This is a genomic window from Geobacillus sp. FSL K6-3411 (assembly GCF_037965715.1).
Classification (GTDB): Bacteria; Bacillota; Bacilli; order Bacillales; family Anoxybacillaceae; genus Geobacillus; species Geobacillus thermodenitrificans.
In genome coordinates this window covers 1,503,987-1,520,413 of the sequence record NZ_CP150187.1, presented here as the reverse complement: position 1 = coordinate 1,520,413, position 16,427 = coordinate 1,503,987, and the positions used below count along the sequence as shown (strand labels likewise).

At 50.3% G+C, this 16,427-nt stretch carries 21 protein-coding genes; 5 read left to right on the top strand and 16 right to left on the bottom strand.

The annotated features are described in order from the left end of the window. Window positions 1-75: 75 nt before the first annotated feature. The 4 genes from NSQ22_RS07640 to NSQ22_RS07625 form a co-directional block, all read right to left on the bottom strand. Window positions 76-702, bottom strand: coding sequence for a histidine phosphatase family protein (locus NSQ22_RS07640; RefSeq protein ID WP_008879393.1), 627 nt, complete (start codon window positions 700-702; stop codon window positions 76-78). A gap of 192 nt (window positions 703-894) precedes the next feature. Beyond that, window positions 895-1,347 carry a GNAT family N-acetyltransferase gene (locus NSQ22_RS07635; protein WP_008879394.1) on the bottom strand — a complete coding sequence of 151 codons (453 nt, stop codon included), beginning with the start codon at window positions 1,345-1,347 and terminating at the stop codon, window positions 895-897. Between the two features lie 56 nt (window positions 1,348-1,403). Continuing rightward, entirely contained in the window at window positions 1,404-1,703 is a 300-nt protein-coding gene (locus NSQ22_RS07630; RefSeq protein WP_008879395.1) for a DUF5634 family protein, read from the bottom strand. Window positions 1,704-2,268: 565 nt separating this feature from the next. Beyond that, the gene (locus NSQ22_RS07625; protein WP_155121003.1) at window positions 2,269-2,418 is read right to left on the bottom strand and encodes a hypothetical protein; all 150 of its coding nucleotides are present in this window, start codon (window positions 2,416-2,418) and stop codon (window positions 2,269-2,271) included. 28 nt (window positions 2,419-2,446) lie between these two features. Between NSQ22_RS07625 and NSQ22_RS07620 the strand changes: the two genes are divergently transcribed. After that, entirely contained in the window at window positions 2,447-2,797 is a 351-nt protein-coding gene (locus NSQ22_RS07620; protein ID WP_035499172.1) for a hypothetical protein, read from the top strand. 165 nt (window positions 2,798-2,962) lie between these two features. Here NSQ22_RS07620 and NSQ22_RS07615 read toward each other — a convergent pair whose 3' ends face one another. The 5 genes from NSQ22_RS07615 to NSQ22_RS07595 form a co-directional block, all read right to left on the bottom strand. Then, window positions 2,963-3,631, bottom strand: a complete 669-nt coding sequence (locus NSQ22_RS07615) for an NUDIX hydrolase (RefSeq protein WP_008879397.1) — start codon at window positions 3,629-3,631, stop codon at window positions 2,963-2,965. 275 nt (window positions 3,632-3,906) lie between these two features. After that, window positions 3,907-4,644 carry an IucA/IucC family C-terminal-domain containing protein gene (locus NSQ22_RS07610; RefSeq protein WP_008879398.1) on the bottom strand — a complete coding sequence of 246 codons (738 nt, stop codon included), beginning with the start codon at window positions 4,642-4,644 and terminating at the stop codon, window positions 3,907-3,909. Beyond that, window positions 4,644-5,456 (bottom strand): ABC transporter ATP-binding protein, encoded by an 813-nt coding sequence (locus NSQ22_RS07605; RefSeq protein ID WP_008879399.1) that lies wholly within the window; start codon window positions 5,454-5,456, stop codon window positions 4,644-4,646. Before NSQ22_RS07605 ends, NSQ22_RS07610 begins: the two co-directional genes overlap by 1 nt. Window positions 5,457-5,472: 16 nt before the next feature. Beyond that, a complete protein-coding gene (locus NSQ22_RS07600; protein ID WP_008879400.1) occupies window positions 5,473-6,525 on the bottom strand; it encodes an iron ABC transporter permease in 1,053 nt (350 codons plus the stop codon). Then, window positions 6,522-7,523 carry an iron ABC transporter permease gene (locus NSQ22_RS07595; RefSeq protein ID WP_008879401.1) on the bottom strand — a complete coding sequence of 334 codons (1,002 nt, stop codon included), beginning with the start codon at window positions 7,521-7,523 and terminating at the stop codon, window positions 6,522-6,524. Before NSQ22_RS07595 ends, NSQ22_RS07600 begins: the two co-directional genes overlap by 4 nt. Window positions 7,524-7,713: 190 nt before the next feature. On the opposite strand from NSQ22_RS07595, the gene NSQ22_RS07590 reads away from it, so the two are divergent. Both NSQ22_RS07590 and NSQ22_RS07585 read left to right on the top strand, forming a co-directional pair. Further along, window positions 7,714-8,685, top strand: coding sequence for an iron-siderophore ABC transporter substrate-binding protein (locus NSQ22_RS07590; RefSeq protein WP_008879402.1), 972 nt, complete (start codon window positions 7,714-7,716; stop codon window positions 8,683-8,685). Between the two features lie 196 nt (window positions 8,686-8,881). Continuing rightward, window positions 8,882-9,370, top strand: a complete 489-nt coding sequence (locus NSQ22_RS07585) for a PCYCGC motif-containing (lipo)protein (protein WP_339264613.1) — start codon at window positions 8,882-8,884, stop codon at window positions 9,368-9,370. Between the two features lie 96 nt (window positions 9,371-9,466). Here the strand turns inward: NSQ22_RS07585 and NSQ22_RS07580 are convergent, their stop codons facing one another. The 5 genes from NSQ22_RS07580 to NSQ22_RS07560 all read right to left on the bottom strand — a co-directional run bounded on the left by NSQ22_RS07580 (window position 9,467) and on the right by NSQ22_RS07560 (window position 13,506). Continuing rightward, window positions 9,467-10,195, bottom strand: a complete 729-nt coding sequence (locus NSQ22_RS07580) for a 3'-5' exonuclease (protein WP_011887269.1) — start codon at window positions 10,193-10,195, stop codon at window positions 9,467-9,469. Beyond that, the gene (locus tag NSQ22_RS07575) at window positions 10,188-11,246 is read right to left on the bottom strand and encodes a DUF294 nucleotidyltransferase-like domain-containing protein (protein WP_339264439.1); all 1,059 of its coding nucleotides are present in this window, start codon (window positions 11,244-11,246) and stop codon (window positions 10,188-10,190) included. Before NSQ22_RS07575 ends, NSQ22_RS07580 begins: the two co-directional genes overlap by 8 nt. A 2-nt stretch (window positions 11,247-11,248) precedes the next feature. Then, window positions 11,249-12,550, bottom strand: coding sequence for an ammonium transporter (locus NSQ22_RS07570; protein WP_029760908.1), 1,302 nt, complete (start codon window positions 12,548-12,550; stop codon window positions 11,249-11,251). Window positions 12,551-12,720: 170 nt separating this feature from the next. Beyond that, window positions 12,721-13,128: a VWA-like domain-containing protein gene (locus NSQ22_RS07565; RefSeq protein WP_081157538.1), complete on the bottom strand. Its 408-nt coding sequence runs from the start codon at window positions 13,126-13,128 to the stop codon at window positions 12,721-12,723. A 150-nt stretch (window positions 13,129-13,278) separates the two neighbouring features. Continuing rightward, window positions 13,279-13,506, bottom strand: coding sequence for a YozQ family protein (locus NSQ22_RS07560; protein ID WP_008879409.1), 228 nt, complete (start codon window positions 13,504-13,506; stop codon window positions 13,279-13,281). Window positions 13,507-13,655: 149 nt separating this feature from the next. Here NSQ22_RS07560 and NSQ22_RS07555 point away from each other — a divergent pair, with 149 nt between their 5' ends. Then, window positions 13,656-13,784, top strand: a complete 129-nt coding sequence (locus NSQ22_RS07555; protein ID WP_008879410.1) for a hypothetical protein — start codon at window positions 13,656-13,658, stop codon at window positions 13,782-13,784. A gap of 15 nt (window positions 13,785-13,799) precedes the next feature. Further along, window positions 13,800-14,312, top strand: coding sequence for a YndM family protein (locus NSQ22_RS07550; protein ID WP_008879411.1), 513 nt, complete (start codon window positions 13,800-13,802; stop codon window positions 14,310-14,312). Window positions 14,313-14,535: 223 nt separating this feature from the next. Here NSQ22_RS07550 and NSQ22_RS07545 read toward each other — a convergent pair whose 3' ends face one another. Together NSQ22_RS07545 and NSQ22_RS07540 are read right to left on the bottom strand one after the other, a co-directional pair. Beyond that, window positions 14,536-15,732 carry a toxic anion resistance protein gene (locus NSQ22_RS07545; RefSeq protein WP_008879412.1) on the bottom strand — a complete coding sequence of 399 codons (1,197 nt, stop codon included), beginning with the start codon at window positions 15,730-15,732 and terminating at the stop codon, window positions 14,536-14,538. Further along, complete coding sequence (locus tag NSQ22_RS07540; protein ID WP_008879413.1) at window positions 15,729-16,373, bottom strand: 5-bromo-4-chloroindolyl phosphate hydrolysis family protein; 645 nt, start codon at window positions 16,371-16,373, stop codon at window positions 15,729-15,731. Before NSQ22_RS07540 ends, NSQ22_RS07545 begins: the two co-directional genes overlap by 4 nt. Between the last annotated feature and the right edge of the window lie 54 nt (window positions 16,374-16,427).

Below are 16,427 nucleotides of genomic sequence, written 5' to 3'. Positions count from 1 at the left end.
CAGAGGCGTTCCCGCACGATCTTGCAAACAGCAAAGCCCCGCTTCCAATCACGGGAAGTGGGGCTAGCTATGTGTCTATACTTTTTTTATTTCTTTGATATGAGAAGCGTCACCTTCAACGATAACACGAAATTCATCATGATGCGCCTCAACGATTGTCACGCTCGTGCCGTACATATACGGAGGCGCCCAAAGATCATCGAGCGGCACACCTTTGAATGCCGCTATGAGCGTTTTCAGCACGACACCGTGAGTGACGACCAAGACCGTCTTCCCTTGATGCCGCGCAATGATGCGCTGCACCGCTTCAAGCGCCCGCTGTTGCACGTCCCAAAATCGTTCACCGCGCTGTGGCACATACAAATGGGGGGCGTTCCAAAAATGGTCGAACAAAACCGGATCCATTTGCTGAATTTCATCATGCGTCTTTCCTTCCCAGTCGCCAAGATGCATTTCACGCAACTGCTCGTCTTGATAAATCGGAATGGGCCGCTCACCACGGACGAGTTCCGCTGTTTCGAACGCCCGACCGCTCGTGCTCGCATAAATCGCTGTCAACTCGACCGCTTCAAGCCGTTGCCCAAGCCGTTTGGCGTCTTGCCGCCCTTTTTCGGTAAGCGGCGAGTCTTGCCATCCTTGCATCCGCTTTTCCACGTTCCACTGCGTTTCCCCATGTCTTGTTAAATACAGCGTTGTCGTCATCCTTCTCTCCGTCCCTCTATTCATCATTTCAATTACATATGAAGAAGCGAGTAATTCGGCATACGGTTTTGCCTCCATACTCTTAAGCCCAAAAGCACCCTATGGTTATTTCTCCGTTTCTACGCAAATGACCTGCTTGAACGATGCATCCTTTTTTCGCTAGTTTTGAAGAGTGATAGAAACACCGCATGATCAAATTTCTTTCACCAATGTTATCAACTCGATCTCTTCCGGTGTTTGTATCCGCTCTGTCGCGTAAAATCCATGTCGCTCATAAAAGCGAATGGCTGGCGCGTTGCTGCTTCCGGTCGTCACGATGATGTTACTTGCCGATGGCTCTTGCTTGATGGCAAAATCGAGCAATGCGCTCGCGATCCCTTGACGGAAACAATCCGGGTCAACCATCAGCCGGCAAAGGAAAAGCGTCTGTCCACCCCGCTCGTAAGCGATCGCCCCCACTAACTGTCCGTCGCGAAAATAGCCGAAAAAACGTTCGGTGCACTGCTGCAGCGTACCAACGGTGTCGCGAAGCGGCGGGAGCGCCGTGTTGCCAATGATTTGCGCTTCGACCGCGTACGCACGCTGCTGCAAGCGCAACACCTGAACAGCCGTTTCGCGATCCGTCACGTTGAGTTCCATGATCATCTTTTTCCCCTCCCATTAGCCCAACAAGCGGCCTAGTGAGGCCGCCTGCGGTTCCATCAATGAATCACCTCGTCCATCGCTTCCGGCAGCGAACGGTAACCTTTTTTCTCTTGGCCGTCTTTTCTGACCGTCCATTCCTGCTTTTCGAGCGCCAATTCGCCGCGTTCGTTCTGAATAAACGGCATATGGATCGTGATCATCTCACCATCTTTATTGATCGTATAGCCGACATAATAACGGTTTCCTTCACCGCGCTCCTCGAAAATGCCGACTTGATCAAGTCCGTACGTCTCCATCATCGGCTCGAGTGTGTCGATAAATTCTTCGAGAATCACTCTTCTTGGCGCAAACTCCATCTTTTTTCCTCCTCTTGCACAGTGATCGATTTTAGTGTGCGATAAGCGGAGGAAAATCATGTGCAGAAATGACAAGGTGACAATGGCCGGTCACCACAGACAGCGCGGTTGTACGGTTCGAGCCATTGCTGCAGCTTTCTCGCCTCATGCGAAGGATTCAAGTCACTCCATAGTGGCAATCCATTTTCGAAAGAAGCGACACTTGCGGCTCGGTCTCTATCTCTTCGGCTAACACTTCCATATCCAAGCTTTTTCGCCAAATGAATAGTTGTCTCCACGATCGTCCGCGTCGTTTGAATTTTCAACAATGCCACTATTGACACAAGCCACACCGCTAAAGCCGTGGAATCGTTGGAAACTCCCGTCTATATGGACAGGATGCTGGCTAACTCCCCCCCTATCCAGCGGTGAACATTGTCATGCTTTCCTTTTGAAGATTGTTATTTTCTCTTTCGGCAAAAAACTGTTGATTTTTTATGGACATCCTTAGATGTTAATAACATAAATCTCCAATAAACAGACATAGCATCTTGCATCGTAGGATTGATAGGTTGTTCGATGTTTCTTAGGGGATGACGTATTTTTTATCAACATCAAACTGAATCATCTTTAAGCCAGCATCAATCTTTTTAAGCTGTTGTTCAATTGGCGGCAAATCAATCACAATTTGTTCTGCCCTTCCCTCGCCTTTTTTGTTATTATCATAATGGAGCATAAATCACTTTTTTGTCAATTTCTCTGTCATGCATGAACTTGGAGTGGAGAACATGTTTGATGTGGATCATTTTATCGGTGAACGACAACCGAAACGTGCCAAATGGAACTCTTTCGTCTCCGGCTTTGCATCCTTAGGCATCTTTTTTACAATCACGATGGTAGGCATTGTGATTGCCCCTATTTTCTTTCTCATAGCGGCAATGATCGCATGGGTTCGCAACTCCCGCTACCCCGTTATCAAAATGACTTGCCTGCATTGTGATCGAAAACTGAAAGTTGAGCCAGAAGTCACGAAGTTTACATGCCCGTACTGTTGCATTACCCTAAGAAAAAACGGAGATGTTTGGAAAAAGGGAGATGTTGACTGGATAGAGTAAAAACATATCCAATATTTTTTAAAAACATCACAACAAACATGATAGACTGCTAAATACATCGATTTAAAAAATCTCCCTTCGGAAGCCAAAATATTTGCAAACTGTCTGTCACTTGAAACTGGACACGATCGATGGCTGATATTCGATTTCATCCAATCACGAAATTCATTCAAGAGGTCTATTCTCCTCATTCATTTTTCTGATTTCCTTGTTCTCTTTCAATATACGAGTTATTGTGGAGAAAGACTCGTCCTTTGGCAACCAAAGTTGGCGATTTAGATCCAAACCGGGGGCGCCAACTTCAATCAGTTTTGATAACTCGATTCCACTTTCCACCTTATGCCATTGATCGATCGGACAGAGCAACAAGCCCTTTACATCGTCTCCTGGACAACGTTTGCTCCAATCTTCCAGTTCAGCCAGAAACAAAGCAAAATAGATATACGGGCCTGTTGGAAGACCTGGAGCGTACGGTTGACAAGGATTTGGATTTGCAACTCTTTCCAATAATAGAGGGGCAGGACGGTCCATGACGGATACTTGATAGAGACGTTTAGTATCTTTATCGTGAAAATAGGTAACTGGTGAATGAAGAAGGTTTACTCCTGTGCTAAGTTCTTCTTTGGCTTCGCGTAATGCACAATCCCAGACTGACTCGCCTAGCTCCTGTCCTCCTCCAACTCCGCCCACTCTCCAGCAGGTATTTTCCATATCCTTTGGTAATCCATCTATGTTCAATGTCACAGGCAGACAATTTTCACGAGTGAGAACAACTCCTGCACAAAAGGGCTGGTTGTTGGTGATTTCCCCGATATGTAAAGAGAGTGTTCCCATCGATTTTTCAACTCCTTTACTTACCAATACGATCCCACGGCATTTGGCTAGATTACGATTCTTAACCATGTTTGTTCTTGGCTTGGTCCTCTAGACAAACCGCTCGATTCTCACCGACCAACTTAGCTTATGTAAGAAGCCACGTCTTGTGTTTACAATCTTTTCATACCATCGTTACCTCGGCATAGATCGAAATATACACTATGACCGTCACTTCCGTTTTTAAAAATCAACCAATTCCATCCAATGAAAAACGCCCACTAGCGGCCGACTGGTCATCCAGTTTGCCGCTGGCGGGCTTTAAGCGGACACGTTTGGCAACACGTTCCTCCTTTTGTTTGCACGTACAAGCAGCACGTCGTCCGTTGCATACCGCTCGCTCCTTTAAAGAAGCGGCGGAGCGGGTTGTCTTTTTGGCCAAACAGGCGGCCATCAGCTTCATAAATGAGGAAGCGGAAATCGTCCCGCAGCCGGTCGGCAACCGGGGCAAGCGACTCGTCCTCCAACCAACGTTCATATACCCAGTACACGTAAATCGCGACATTTTCCCATAAGACAAGCGGCGATATGCGCGTCAGGTGCCGCAATTGGGCGATGAGCGGCGCGAACAAACTGGCGAACACGTCATGAACAGCTTGCTCACGCCAGCGGCTGCGCTCAATGTCGCACACTTCCGCTTCCGGCGGCTCAAGGCGAAAACGCGGCATCCACATTTCCCCTTCGTCATCCGTATCCAGCCAAATTCGTCTAGGATCGAGCACAAGCCGCTTGTTCCATATCGACATGGCGTATAAGGCCATCGGCGCCAAAAAGCTTAACCGCTTGACAAGCATCGATGCCGCGACGGCGTCATTCGCCGCCCCCATCTCGTTGCGCACGTGCGCAACATACTTAGCGAGCTGCTCGTCATCATGAAGCAGCTGAGCAAACAACATCGATGACGAGACATTAGCGGTCCCGCTTGAGAAACGGTACGTTTCCAATGCTTTGATTTCTGCTTCGCTTAACCTCATCACGATACGCCTTCTTTCTGTAGAATGTGCCGCCCTTTTCCGTATGGGATGCAAAGCGGGGTGCCAAAGAGCGGGTCGTACGTAATTTGGCAGTCCATCTGAAATACATCTTTCACCAGTTGGCGAGAAATGACATGTTCTGGCTTCCCTTCTGCATACACTGTTTTGTCGCGAATGGCGACGAGATGATGCGCATATCGACAAGCCAAGTTTAAATCGTGGAGCACCATGACGATCGTCCGTTGTTCTTTTTCATTTAACTCAAACAATAAATCTAAAATGTCAATTTGATGTGCCAGATCCAAATACGTCGTCGGCTCGTCAAGCAAGATAATGTCCGTTTCTTGCGCCAGTGTCATGGCGATCCACGCGCGTTGACGCTGTCCGCCGGAAAGTGAATCAACCGGCCGCTCGGCGAGCTCCGTAAGCCCGGTCGCCGCTAAGGCGCGCGCAACGGCACGCTCATCTTCTTCGCTCCATTGCTTTAGCCACGTTTGGTATGGGTAACGCCCTTGCTTGACGAGCTGCAACACAGTCAGCCCTTCCGGAGCTGTAGGCGACTGCGGCAAAATGGCGAGCCGGCGGGCGATTTCTTTGGTCGGCTGTTTGGCAATCTCTTTTCCATCGAGCAAAACGGCGCCGCCTGTCGGCTTTAACAGTCGGGCCAAAGCGCGCAGCAGCGTCGATTTGCCACAGCCGTTCGCGCCGATCAACACCGTCACTTTTCCTTTTGGAATCGTTAAATGCAAGCGATCAATAATGAGCGCTTCCCCGTACGCTAAAGTCAACTCTTTCGCCTGCAGCGCTTCCATGCTTGCCCCTCCCTCATTATGTTTTCCGGCTTCGATACAACAAATAAATAAAATATGGCGCACCGAGTGCAGCTGTAAATACACCCGCCGGAATTTCTGTCGGCGCTAAAAGCATTCGCCCGGCGAGATCTGCTCCCATGACTAACACGCCGCCCAACAGCGCGGCCGTCGGAAGCAGCGCACCAAACGCTGAACCAACAAGCCGGCGCGCCATATGCGGCGCCATCAGCCCAACAAATCCGATGCCGCCGGCGAAGGCGACCGCTCCCCCAGTAAGCGCTGTGCTCAGCAAAACAAGCCCTAGACGTTGCCGTTCAACCGCGCTGCCAAGCCCGATTGCCAGCTCATCTCCTAATTCCTGCACATTAACATGCCGGGCCGCGAGCATAACCACAAGAAGCAGTCCAACGACCAATGGCGCCATGAACGAGACATGTTGCCAAGAGGCACCATATACGCTGCCGGTGATCCAAACGTTCGCCTGATTCGCTCGGTAAATCGGCCCGACGATCATCAATAGTGTTGTCAACGCCTGCATCAAGGCGGAAATGCCAATGCCAACAAGCACAAGCCGAAGCGGAACGAGACCATTTTTCCACGCCAACATATACACAACCCAAGCGGCAGCCGTAGCGCCGAGAAAAGCGGCAAGCGGCAACCAGTGAATGCTGACGGTGAGAGAGTTGTTTTCGTCGCTAAACAGCGCCAAAAAGGCGACGACCGCAGCGGCCGCCCCTCCGGTGATCCCGAGCACATCCGGTGAAGCGAGCGGATTGCGCACCATTCCTTGCAAAATCGCACCTGCTGCCGCAAGCGCCATTCCAGCCAGCCAAGCGACCAACACGCGCGGCAGACGGAACGTTAAAATGACCGTCTGGTGAATTTCCTCACCATAGCCAAGTAGCGCAGTGGCAGCTTCGACTGGCGAAATGCTCATCTCCCCGCTGCCGACGCTGACGAGAAAAAGCAAAACTGCAGCTGCCCCAAGCGCAGCGATCACAACAGCAGCTTTTTTGTCATAGAAAAATGATACATAGTTTCCCATTCGGACAGTGATGTATTTTTTCATTTCGTGGTGATCCCCCTGCGGGCAATGTAGACGAAAAACGGAACACCGATCAACGCGGTGACAATGCCGACGGGCACTTCACGCGGCATGAGCACGTAGCGAGCCCCAATATCAGCAGCCAACAGCAAAATCCCACCAAGCAAAGCGCAGTACGGAAGCAGCCAGCGATGGTCAATACCGGCCAGCGCCCGCGCCATATGCGGCACCATGATGCCAATAAAGCCGATCGGACCAGCGACAGCAACCGATCCGCCAGCGAGCAGCACTACTAACAGAGCAGCGGCGGCTTTGATCACATTCGTCCGCTGTCCGAGTCCTTTCGCTACATCGTCTCCCATCATTAAGATGTTGACATGGCGCGCCAACAACATGGCTCCGAGCCAGGCCGCTGCCAAATACGGAAAGACGGTTGCCAACAATTCCAACTTCCGGCCGGCGACCGATCCGGCCAGCCAAAAGAGCACTTCTTCGAGCGCTTTTTCGTTCATCGCCAACATCCCTTGCGTCAGCGAGGCAAATAAGGCAGCGACGGCTGTGCCCGCAAGCGTCATCTTCAGCGGTGTCAGTCCTTCTTTTCCTGCGGCGCTGATCACAAACACGATTGCCGCCGCCATTGCCGCCCCAATAAATGCGACCCATGACAACATTTGCATGGAAGAGATGGAAAAAAACGTGACCATAACAACAATGAAAAAACCGGCCCCTGCATTAATCCCGAAAATGCCCGGCGAAGCGAGCGGATTTCTCGTCAGCGCTTGCATGAGCGCCCCGGCCATCGCTAAGCTTGCACCGACCGCTGCGGCAATGAGCGCCCGCGGCAACCGGACCGTCGCCACAACTAAATGGGCGTTCGAGCCGTTATTGTCGATCAATGCTGTTATCGCCTGTCGCCAGTTCGTATCAGTATATCCGTATACAATGCTCATCCACATCGCAGTAAGAAGCAAGATGAATAGCCCAATGAGGCCAAGCGCTTTTTGCCGGTTTGTTGCTAACATTCTCCTGAGGTCTCCCTTGCTTCATTAATTATATATCTATCGTTAAGTCTATTTGATAATGACTCTCATCGTCAATAATTTTTTGTGATGTTCTCATATTTTTTAATTTTATATTGACAATGATTATCGCTTTTATTTATTATACTATCGTAAATGAAATTCATTATCAACACCAAAGGGGGACGTAACTGTGAAATTGAAACATCGCTCTCTTCTTTCCGTTTTCATCCTTTCTCTCCTTCTTCTCGCAGGCTGCGGCGGAAAACAGGAAGAAGCGGGCCAATCAGCGAAAGATAACGAACCGAAAGCAGAAGAGAGCTACACGATCGAACACGCCATGGGCACGACAGAAATCAAAGGAACTCCAAAACGGGTCGTCATTTTAACGAACGAAGGAACAGAAGCGCTTCTTGCGTTAGGCGTAAAACCGGTCGGCGCTGTCAAATCGTGGACTGGCGATCCTTGGTATGACCACATCAAAGACAAAATGGACGGCGTCAAAGAGCTTGGATTGGAATCGGAACCGAGCGTTGAAGCCATTGCCGCTTTAAAACCGGACTTAATCATCGGCAACAAAATGCGTCATGAAAAAATTTATGAGCAGTTAAAACAAATCGCACCGACCGTGTTCGCAGAGACGCTGCGCGGCAACTGGAAAGACAACTTTATGCTGTATGCGAAAGCGGTGAACCAAGAAGAGAAAGGGAAGCAAGTCATTGCCGAATACGACAAGCGCGTTGAAGACTTAAAAGCGAAACTTGGCGACAAACTGAAGATGGAAGTATCGATCGTCCGCTTTCTAGCCGGCGACGTCCGCATTTACCATAAAGACTCGTTCTCCGGTGTCATTTTGGACCAACTCGGCTTCGCCCGTCCGGAATCGCAAAACGTGAACGACTTCGCGGAAACAGGCGTGACGAAAGAACGCATCCCGGCTATGGACGGCGACATCTTGTTCTACTTTACATATGAAACGGGGGACGGCAAAGCGAACGAAATAGAAAAAGACTGGATCAACGATCCGCTCTTTCAAAACTTAAACGTTGCGAAACAAGGCAAAGTGTACAAAGTGAGCGACACAATTTGGAACACCGCTGGCGGTGTGCTCGCGGCTCATTTGATGTTGGATGATATTGAGAAATACTTCTTGGAACAACAATAAAGATACAACATGAAGCTGTACAAAACGGAGCACTCCCCTCGCTCCTTTGTGCAGCTTTTTTGTTCGCTTTTGCCGCCTCCCACTCCATTTTAAGGAAACAGCAGCGCGCCTGCCTGACGGCAAGTCCGTTGCCGCCTGGCGCAAAGTATGGTACATTCAAACTATGAAACGAATCGAAGAGAAAGGAAGAAGAAGGTTGAAACGTCCGACGTGGATCGCAGCATGCATGTTGTCGTTCAGCGTTCTGCTGTCAGGCTGTGCCGATGACAGCAGCCAAGAACAAAACCATTCGCATATAACGAAAACCGCCAACGGCGATATTCGTGAAACAACGAAATCGATTGAGCATTTGCCAAGCTTTTTAAGCGTGTTTGAGGAAGACATGGCTGTGTTGTACCAACAAGCCGCCGAGCACCGCGAACTGCTTGAGAACATCCCGTGCTATTGCGGCTGCGGCGAAGCAGCGGGGCATAAAAACAACTACGACTGCTTCGTCTATGAAAATAAACAAGATGGATCAATCGTTTGGGATGACCATGGGACGAAATGCGGCGTCTGCCTAGAGATCGCCGCTGAGTCGATCGCCGCTTATGAAGCCGGAAAATCGGTGAAAGACATCCGTCACATGATCGATGAAAAATATAAAGAAGGCTATGCCGATCCAACGCCGACAAAGCCACTTTAATATCGACAAAAAAGCGCCGACTTCGGCGCTTTTTCTATTAAGACCGGACTCTTCTTCATTCTGATAGAGTCGGCTCCTCCAATGCTGCGAGGAAGATCAATGGCGGCTGAGGGCGGCATACAAATCATGCAATGTTTCAATGCCGAGCTCACGCAGTTCACCGAGCAAAATCGCCCAGAGCTTCACCATCGCTTCCACATCTCCGTCCGCTGTATGGCGCCGCGGACAGTCAATGCCATAGCAAGCGAGGGCATCGTCAAGCGTCGGGCACGGATGGCGGACAAGGCTGACTATTGGTTGCATATCGACAAAGCGCCAGCTCCATTTTTGCCGATAATGACGCCAAAGCACATGGCGCAAAAATGATAAATCATGGCCAATATGGTAGCCGACCAAGACACCTGCGGAAATAAATGGAACAAACGTGCGCAACGCCTCAGCAAGCGGTGGGGCGAACACAACGTCTTTCGCTTCAATGCCGGTCAAATCAGAAATATGTTCCGGAATCGGTTTTTCCGGTTTGACGAGCGTCATATATGTGCCGGTGACGAGACCATTGACCGTTTTCGCCGCTGCCATGGCTAAAATTTCGTCACCTTGCTGCGGCGAAAAACCGGTCGTTTCCATATCGATGATGACGAACGGAATATCGGTCAAACGGTCATGCCAATCAATGAAACGGTCTTTCTCTTTTTGCAGCGAGCGAAGCCAGCTTTCGTGCTGCAGTGACTGATCGTTGCCCAATAAGGCGGGCGATGCTCCGCGCGGAACGCCCAGGGCCAATAAGCGAAGCGCCCGCTGCCAAAAACGGTGCCGGTCATTCATACATCCCGACCACCCGGCGAGCAACGAAGCGCTGCAACCGCTTCGCGGTGCGCATCGCCTGCTTCAGCTGCTTTTGCTCCGCCCGGTTGAGCGTCTGCCATAATACATATTCCCGCCCGTCTTCCACCTCGGTGCTGTATTTAAGGCGAATATAATAGTAAACCGCAAGCGCCTCTTGAACATCAATAGAAAGCGCTGACGGCAATGCCCCGGACTCTGCTAGCATCCGCTGCCGCTCTAACGTCGTCACCGCTGGCACGCGCGTTAGACAAGCAAGCCATTTCAAAGCGTTAGCGATCTGCACATAACCACTTTGTTTCATATGAATCGCCCCACTGTGCGGACCCCATCGTTCTGTTTGCACATTGCCAAACCAACCGAGCGGAACACGAGGAAATTGAACATGTTCCCCCATGCGCGCCAACAGCAGCGGCCGGTCAGCAACCTCCGCAAACAACGCCCTCCTCCCTGCATCAGCCAATTCGACGTCACCATAAAGCGGCCGCATATCCATCGCGATGTACAAAAAGCGAAGGTCGTTTGGCCATCCGCCATCTAAATAGGAAGATAGCTGCCGTTCCCAGTCGCTCATCGATTGCGCCCAACGCTTATTAGTTGCCATCACATAGCCAGAACAATACGGATAACCGATCTCATACAGCATCTTCGTCCCGATGGCCGCCATATGGCGAATAAACTCGTAACAGCCCTTCTCCTCTTCTCGAACGCAAGTAAATAAGATGCCATGATCTTGATCCGTCCACACCGTCGGCTCGCGTCGGCCGATGCTCCCCATCACATACCAACACCAGGCCGACGGCCGGATGCCAACAGCCCCTTTCACTGTCTCCTGTTCGGCAAGGAAAAATACGCGACGAAACATGGCTTCATGCACGCCGACCACCTCTTCCGCCAGCTGTTCGATATGCTCAAGCGCCAGCCATCGCCGCAATTCGCGCACCAACTCGTCATGGCAGAAACGAAGATCGGTAACCGACTCGGCCGTTTTCAGCCGGTCGGTTACCGCTGCCAACATCGCTTTCTTCTCCATCTTTATCGCTGAGCGGCTGTCTTCGGCTGATAGGCCGGATCAAGCTGTTCCGGATAGCCGTAAGCGCCGTGTTCGCTAATATCAAGCCCGGAAATTTCTTGCTCCGCTGTGACGCGCAGCCCGATCGTTTTCTTCATGACATATAAGATGGCAAACGAGACGACGGCCACATATATCGCTGCACCCACCACACCAACCGTTTGTACAATCAACTGATCGAATCCACCACCGTATACTAAACCGGCTTTGCCGACACCGGTGATTTCCACTAAGCGTGGCGAAGCGAAAAATCCGGTTGAAATGGTGCCGATGATGCCAGCAATACCATGGACGGAAAAAGCGTAAATCGGGTCGTCAATCCCTTTACGTTCGAAGTAAACGGACGTCCAGAACGTGAACGATCCCGCGACAGCCCCGATAATGACCGCTGCCCACGGTTCAACGAACGCGCATGCTGCCGTAATCGCAACCAATGCCGCTAACACGCCGTTGACCATCGCCGGGATGTCCGCTTTGCCGACTAACACTTTTGCTGTCAAGATCGCGGCAATCGCTCCTGCCGCAGCAGCCAAATTCGTTGTCAGCGCGACATAGCCGAAAAACCCATCACCAACTGCCATCGTACTCCCAGCGTTAAAGCCGAACCAACCAATCCATAAAATCAAACCGCCAATCACGGTATAAACTTGGTTATGCCCAGGAATGACATTCGGTGTTTTGTCTTTATTGAACTTGCCGATGCGCGGTCCAAGCAATACAGTGGCTACAAGCGCCGCGATGGCCCCTTGCAAATGGACAACTGTTGAACCAGCGAAGTCTTGCATTCCCATTTGTCCGAGCCAGCCACCGCCCCACACCCAGTGGCCGATGACTGGATAAATAACGATCGTAAAAATCGTTCCGAAAACGAAATAGACAGACAGTTTCGCCCGTTCTGCAAAGCCGCCCCAGGCGATGGCAAGCGACACACCGGCAAAACCGAGCTGAAATAAAAATTTAAGTGCCAATGGCACATTCGCCCACGACAGCGAATCAAACGTCCCTTCCCCTTCTTGTAAAAACCACCCTTCCGTTCCGATGAAGCCGTTTCCTGCTCCAAACGTAATAGCAAAGCCAAATGCCCAAAACGCTAAAGATGCGAGCGCAAAGCTTAAAATTTGTTTACCGGCCACATGCCCGGAGTTTTTCATGCGTGTCGATCCTGCCTCAAGCAAGGCAAACCCCGCTTGCATGCCAATGACGAGCACCGCCGCGAGCATCACCCAAAGAGCATCAAGACCAAACATCAATGTTTTCTCACCCATGTACATCCCCCTTTTTGTTATTTGTTGTTACTTTTATATGTTATAATATATAACATGGTTAAGACGAATACAACGTATATTTTTATAGAATCCGCTTTCATAAATAAAAACTTTGTTAAGTTTTCTAACAAAAAGGAATGCCCCTCATCATGAAGGGCATTCCTGCCATGTTACGCAACGCGAATGAGCTTGCCAAACGGTACACGCGGCATATAATCATCCGGGACAAGCCAAAATACCTCATAGTTCACTTCCAATTCTTCGTAAAAATATCCAGTCACATCGGTGATATAAAATAACGTATCGATTTTTTGCGTAGCGGCCCATTCGAGCACTTCAGTGTACGACGATTTTCCATGCTTGAAATATTTAAGTGTAGCTATACCAACTGGAGATACATCGCGAATTTTAAAATCCGCTTGGACGAGCAACGTGTCCGGACGCAATTTCTCAAACAGCTTGATGATGTTTTGAATCAGCACCGGACGGGACGGCCGGTTCGACGTATCGATCGCCAATGCGATCGATTGGTCTTTCCGTTCTTTGAGCAACGCTAACAAAGCCCGCTGCCATCTCACGATGATCATCCCCCTTGTATCGGTGAATCGTCGTGCGCACTACTAGTATAGACGGCAATGGCAGAAAGTACGAACTGTTTTTCTTTCCTTTTTCCCCTTCCTTTTCACAAACAAGTCAGAGATTTCGTTAGCACAAAAAACGCCAAGGACTCATTCCTTGGCGTTTTCCGCGTCCTTTGGCGCTTTACTCTGACCGGAGAGGGGAATGTCCGGTCCGTTTTCTTGGTCAACTGCTGCCTCAACGGTTCCTTCCATATACGCATCGCTTACTTGTTCATGCGTTTCAGCCAACGCCGCTCCAAGAAACGAATCTGATTTATAATCAGACGGGGCATATTGCCGTCCGGCGATCTCGAGCGCTTGTTTGTTCTCCGTCATCGTTATTCCTCCTTATTCATTCCCAATTCACTTATTAATGTGGAACAGGTGTAGAAAATAAAAAGAGGAAGTTTTTGGATTATGCATGCATACACTGCGGCAAACGCGGCAAACTAACGATAAACACCGAAAAGAGAGGATGATGGCCAATGAGGCAGCCAAAACAAAATGACAGCCTTGAACAACAACGAAAAAAGCAACAGCCGGAAAAAGAGAGGGAAAAACAGCCGGGATACGGGGATAAAAAACTAGAAGGGCCGAACTCCCCGGCGGAATAAAGGCGGCAGGATAAGATGAGACATTTGCTGGCGTTAGTGCTAAAATATTTGCTTACAACGACCGTCATGTTCGCCATTTTGCCGCTGTTTTTGCGCGTTTCGTCGGCGGAAATATTATGGTTCAGCCTTTGGCTGACGCTTGTCGCCTATGCGCTCGGCGACTTATACGTTTTGCCGCGCCTCGGCAACGTTTCGGCGACGATCGCTGATTTTGGCCTCGTATTTGTCGCCACATGGATTGGCATCGGTGCGTTTTATGATACCGCCGGCGGCGCCATCTTAAGCGCGGCGTTTTTCTCTGCTTTGCTCGTTGCATTCGGGGAATTGTTGTTTCACGCTTACGTATTGCGGTTTGTCATCGGCCAACATGAAAAAGAAGACGTGCCGCTCATCGGCAGCCAATGGCAAACGGAGACAGCGGAAGAGTTTGACGTCCGCGCCACCCGTTCCGACGATCGGGAAAGCAAACAGCTGGGGCAAGAAAGCAACCGACAGGAACAAGAACCTCCCAATCCCCCCATTTTGTAAGCAGCGGATAAGCATCAAATGGCCAATGCTCATCAGTGACGAATTAAACACTCGCTGCTCCACCTGTTCCCTCATCAACAGGAACCTTATAACAGTAAAAAACGGGTGTCTTGTCGTCTGCAAGACACCCGTTTTATACGACGAAATTCGCTTTATTCTGCTTGTACGGACTAGACACTATCTTTTCGTCCTCCGGCAATGCTCAAAACACTGCCGTCCCTCTTTATTGTTCCGGCCGCTTCAACGAGAGCAGCGTCTGTTTCAGTTCCGCCTCCATCGCCGCTAGCTCACGTTCAGCCTGCTGCCGTTTCAAGCGGCCCTCAGCTTGAATTTTTAACGTTTCTTCGAGCGTGGTAATCAAATTTTCTTGCGTTCGCTTCAACGTCTCCATATCGATGAGGCCGCGCTCATTTTCCTTCGCAATTTCGATGCTATTCGTTTTTAACATTTCCGAGTTGCGCAACAAGAGTTCGTTTGTCGTTTCGGCAACCCGCTTTTGCGCTTCAGCCGCCTTTTGCTGGCGGAAGAGCGTTAAAGCAATCACAACTTGATTTTTCCAAAGCGGAATCGCATTTAAAATCGATGACTGGATACGCTCAACAAGCGTTTCGTTCATATGCTGGATCATGCGGATTTGCGGCGCCGTTTGGATCGTCACTTGCCGGCTAAGCTTTAAGTCGTGCACCCGCTTTTCAAGCCGATCAGCGAACTGCCGCAAGTCCTGAACCTCCTGCCATGCCATTTGGTCTCCGGAACGCTCGGCAGCGGCCTGCTTTTCCGGGATCATTTTCGTCCGTAGCTCCTCAAGCTTATATTCGGCCGCCGCAATATAAATATTGAGCGCTTCAAAATAGTCTTTATTTTTCTCATAAAGCGTCTCAAGCATCATCACATCGCGAAGCAGTCCATGCCGGTGTTTCTCAAGCTGGTCGGCGATTTTGTCAATTTCGACGCCGATTTTTTGGTATTTCGCCACGATTCCTTGCAGCGGTTTGGCCACCGTACCAAACAGACGGGACAACCATCCTTTTTTTGCCGGCATGAGATCATCCGGATTAACTTCTTTAATTTTTGCCATTAGCTCACTAATCACTTCACCGACCGGACCTGCATCTTTCGTCTGCACATGATGCAAAATCGTATGAGAAAACTTCGATAGTTCTGCTTGTGCGGCCACGCCGTACTGTAAAATGGCCTGTTGGTTGGCTGGGTCGATTTGCTTGGCGAGCGCCAGCGCTTTTTCCCGATGTTCTGGCTTTAACGTCTCAAGCACGCTGGTCGGCTTATCTGCTTCTTCAGCCCGCGACACAGCCGGTGAGGAAAACGGCTGAGCCAACAGTTCATCGAGCGTGCTTGTCCGTTCCTGTTCGCGAAACAAGTCGATTGGTTCTATCTCACGATTCCGTTCATCCATTGTCATTCCCCTTTCCTTGACGGCAGCAAATGAAGACGATCCGGTTGTTGGAGCGATTGCTCAAGTACTTTCGCTTCCGTCTGAAGCGACCAAACATCGCTTGATAACACTTCAAGCAACTGCCGCTCTGCCGCTTGGGTCAGCTCGCCGAGCAGCCGTTCCGTCCTCCGCAGCGCTTCTGCCATGTCGGCGTTTTGCACAGGTTGTTGCGACAAGTATACGTATTTTTCAACCATCTCCACCGCTGTCGGCCACTCGTTGAGGAAAAACGGTTGGACAAGGCGGAGCTGATGCGGTTTTTGTTCAACCGCACGAATGATCCGGTCGACGACCGCGCTCAACCGGGAAACGGTTTGCCACATGGCCACCGAGCGAAGCCGGAAACGGGCGCGGCGCACCCGTTTCCATAACGCGCGTGCCTCGCGAAGCTGGCTGCGGACATATGCCTGCTCCTCAGCCGACACGTCGGCTACCAAACGGCGCTGCCGTCTTTTCATCACAGCAGATACCCCCCACATCGCTCCCATCCCTGATAAGAGTGAGGGCAAAAAGCGAAAATCAGCGGCGATAAATACAGTGACCGCAACGATGATTCCAACGTTCCATGAAACAAACCAACGCCATATCGTGCGAAGCAGTTGCTTCATTGTCCATCCCTTTCTTCATCTTTTTTTCTATTATAGCACGTCCATTTTATATAC

What these genes read in the sequence shown, in the direction of transcription:
- NSQ22_RS07640 (WP_008879393.1), bottom strand. Translation starts at nt 702, where the DNA reads ATGACGACAACGCTGTATTTAACAAGACATGGGGAAACGCAGTGGAAC.
- NSQ22_RS07635 (WP_008879394.1), bottom strand. Translation starts at nt 1,347, where the DNA reads ATGATCATGGAACTCAACGTGACGGATCGCGAAACGGCTGTTCAGGTG.
- NSQ22_RS07630 (WP_008879395.1), bottom strand. Translation starts at nt 1,703, where the DNA reads ATGGAGTTTGCGCCAAGAAGAGTGATTCTCGAAGAATTTATCGACACA.
- NSQ22_RS07625 (WP_155121003.1), bottom strand. Translation starts at nt 2,418, where the DNA reads ATGCTCCATTATGATAATAACAAAAAAGGCGAGGGAAGGGCAGAACAA.
- NSQ22_RS07620 (WP_035499172.1), top strand. Translation starts at nt 2,447, where the DNA reads ATGCATGAACTTGGAGTGGAGAACATGTTTGATGTGGATCATTTTATC.
- NSQ22_RS07615 (WP_008879397.1), bottom strand. Translation starts at nt 3,631, where the DNA reads ATGGGAACACTCTCTTTACATATCGGGGAAATCACCAACAACCAGCCC.
- NSQ22_RS07610 (WP_008879398.1), bottom strand. Translation starts at nt 4,644, where the DNA reads ATGAGGTTAAGCGAAGCAGAAATCAAAGCATTGGAAACGTACCGTTTC.
- NSQ22_RS07605 (WP_008879399.1), bottom strand. Translation starts at nt 5,456, where the DNA reads ATGGAAGCGCTGCAGGCGAAAGAGTTGACTTTAGCGTACGGGGAAGCG.
- NSQ22_RS07600 (WP_008879400.1), bottom strand. Translation starts at nt 6,525, where the DNA reads ATGAAAAAATACATCACTGTCCGAATGGGAAACTATGTATCATTTTTC.
- NSQ22_RS07595 (WP_008879401.1), bottom strand. Translation starts at nt 7,523, where the DNA reads ATGTTAGCAACAAACCGGCAAAAAGCGCTTGGCCTCATTGGGCTATTC.
- NSQ22_RS07580 (WP_011887269.1), bottom strand. Translation starts at nt 10,195, where the DNA reads ATGAATGACCGGCACCGTTTTTGGCAGCGGGCGCTTCGCTTATTGGCC.
- NSQ22_RS07575 (WP_339264439.1), bottom strand. Translation starts at nt 11,246, where the DNA reads ATGGAGAAGAAAGCGATGTTGGCAGCGGTAACCGACCGGCTGAAAACG.
- NSQ22_RS07570 (WP_029760908.1), bottom strand. Translation starts at nt 12,550, where the DNA reads ATGGGTGAGAAAACATTGATGTTTGGTCTTGATGCTCTTTGGGTGATG.
- NSQ22_RS07560 (WP_008879409.1), bottom strand. Translation starts at nt 13,506, where the DNA reads ATGACGGAGAACAAACAAGCGCTCGAGATCGCCGGACGGCAATATGCC.
- NSQ22_RS07555 (WP_008879410.1), top strand. Translation starts at nt 13,656, where the DNA reads ATGAGGCAGCCAAAACAAAATGACAGCCTTGAACAACAACGAAAAAAG.
- NSQ22_RS07550 (WP_008879411.1), top strand. Translation starts at nt 13,800, where the DNA reads ATGAGACATTTGCTGGCGTTAGTGCTAAAATATTTGCTTACAACGACC.
- NSQ22_RS07545 (WP_008879412.1), bottom strand. Translation starts at nt 15,732, where the DNA reads ATGACAATGGATGAACGGAATCGTGAGATAGAACCAATCGACTTGTTT.
- NSQ22_RS07540 (WP_008879413.1), bottom strand. Translation starts at nt 16,373, where the DNA reads ATGAAGCAACTGCTTCGCACGATATGGCGTTGGTTTGTTTCATGGAAC.